At 67.6% G+C, this 2,173-nt stretch carries 2 protein-coding genes; both read right to left on the bottom strand.

Features of this window, described 5'->3' with window-relative positions; translation table 11 throughout:
* A partial coding sequence (locus Q7J58_RS13075; protein WP_304828635.1) for an AMP-binding protein occupies positions 1-1,493 on the bottom strand: 1,493 nt, incomplete at its 3' end.
* A partial coding sequence (locus Q7J58_RS13070; RefSeq protein ID WP_304828632.1) for an aldehyde dehydrogenase family protein occupies positions 1,490-2,173 on the bottom strand: 684 nt, incomplete at its 5' end. The genes Q7J58_RS13075 and Q7J58_RS13070, both read right to left, overlap by 4 nt.

The following is a 2,173-nucleotide window of genomic DNA, read 5'->3' as shown; positions in this document are numbered from 1 at the left end:
TTGGGCAGGTCGGCGACGACCTGGTAGGCGCGCGGGACCTTGTAGGCGGCCATGCGGTTGCGGCAGTGCGCGTCCAGCGCTGCGATATCGAGCGTGGCGCCCTGTTTGGGCACGATGTAAGCCTTGGCCAGCTCGCCCTTGTTGTCATCGGGCACGCTGCCCACGGCCACCATGGCCACGTCCGGGTGCTCGGCGATCACGCGCTCGAGCTCGGCCGGGTAGATGTTGAAGCCGCCGGTGATGATCATGTCCTTCAGGCGGTCCACCACGTACAGGTAACCCTGCTCGTCCTGGCGCACCAGATCACCCGTGTGCAGCCAGCCATCGGCCTCCAGCGTCTGCGCCGTGGCCTCGGGCTTGCCCAGGTACTCGACCATGGTCACCGGCCCACGGATCTGCAGCTCGCCCACCTCATTGGCGCCCAGCACCTGGCCCGTACCGTCGGTGGCCACCACCCGCGCCTGCAGGTGCGGCAAGGCCACGCCGATGGAGCCGTGGCGCGTGGGGCCGTAGGCGCTGTGCGTGGTGCCCAGGCCACCCAGCTCGGTCATGCCCCACAGCTCGATCAGCGGGCAGCCGAAGGCGGCCTCCACCTCGCGCATCTTGGCCTCGGGCATGGTCTGCCCGCCCACCGTGCAGCGTGTCAGCGACGACAGGTCGTATTCGCTTCGCTTCGGATGGTTGAGGATGTACATGTACATCGTCGGCACACCTTCGAGCATGGTCGCCCGCTCGGCCTGGATGCTGGCCAGCACCCGCTCGACGTCGAAGGTCTTGTGCAGCACCAGCGTCATGCCGTAGGCGATGGCGGCGTTCATCACGATGTTGCCGTAGACGTGCGAGCACGGCAGGGCGCTGACCACCGTGTCGGCCGCCGTGCGCACGTGCATGGTCGCCGTCATGGCGGTGTTCATCAGGATCGCCTGGTGCGTGAGCACCGCACCTTTCGGATGCCCGGTGGTGCCCGAGGTGTAGCCCACGGTGCAGGGCTGGTCCAGGGCGATGCCGGGCACCGGGTAGGTGCTCGCCTCCGCCGCGGCTCCTTCGAGCAGCGAGGCGAAGTCTTCGGCACCGGCAGGCGTCTGCCCGCCAAAGGCAAAGCAATGCTTGAGCCCGGTCTGCGCGCGCACCCCCGCCAGGCTGGCGATGCGGTCATCAGACCCGAACACGGCCACCGCGCCGCAGTCGTTCATGGCGTAGGCGGCCTCCTCGGGCGTGAGCATCAGGTTCAGCGGATTCACCACCGCACCGATCTTCATCACCGCGTAGTAGGCGACGATCCACTCGGGGCAGTTGGGCGAGAACAGCGTGACCTTCTCGCCCGCAGCGATGCCGCGCTGCTGCAGCTGCGCAGCGACCCGGGAGGACGCCTCGTCGAGCTGGCGGAAGGACCAGCGCTGGTCTTCGAACACCAGCGCCGTCTTGTCGCCAAAGCGGCGCGCCGCGTCGCTCAGCAGCGCGCCGACCGAGGTCGGCAGGGCAGCTGCGCTCATGCCAGTGCCTTGCGCATGACGGTCTGCATGTTGCAGTACTCGGCCAGGCCGTGCAGCGAGTTCTCGATGCCCACGCCCGACTGCTTGTGGCCGCCGAAGGCGATGTTGGGGGCGAACACGTGCACGTGGTTGACCCACACGGTGCCGGCCTCGATGCGCCGGGCAATCGCCGAGGCCTTCTCCAGGTCCTTGCCCCAGACGGTGGCGGCCAGGCCATATTGGGTGTTGTTGGCGCGGGCGATCACGTCTTCGACGTCTTTGTACTTGAGCAGCGGTAGCACCGGGCCAAAGGCCTCTTCGACCACCACGCGCGAGTCCTCCGGCGGGTTGTCCACCAGCGTGACCGGGATGAAGTAGCCGGGCTTTTGCTCGGGCGTGCCGCCCAGCAGGAACTTCAGGCCGGCGTCGCGGCTGTCGGCCAGCAGCTTGGAGACCTTGTCGTACTGCATCTTGTTCTGCAGCGGGCCCAGTTCGGTGCCGGCCTCCATGCCGTTGCCCACCTTAACGGTCTTCGCATAGGCGACCAGCTCGCGCGCCACGTCGTCGTACACGTCCTCGTGCACGTACATGCGCTTGCAGGCCACGCAGAACTGCGAGCTGTTGGCGAACGAGGCCCAGAACAGGTCCTTGGCAATGGCCTTGGCGTCCACGTCGGGCAGCACGATGGCCGGGTCGTTGCC

Origin of the sequence: Hydrogenophaga sp. (assembly GCF_030656115.1) — a bacterium.
GTDB lineage: Bacteria > Pseudomonadota > Gammaproteobacteria > Burkholderiales > Burkholderiaceae_C > Hydrogenophaga.
This window is presented reverse-complemented; position numbering and strand designations above follow the sequence as displayed.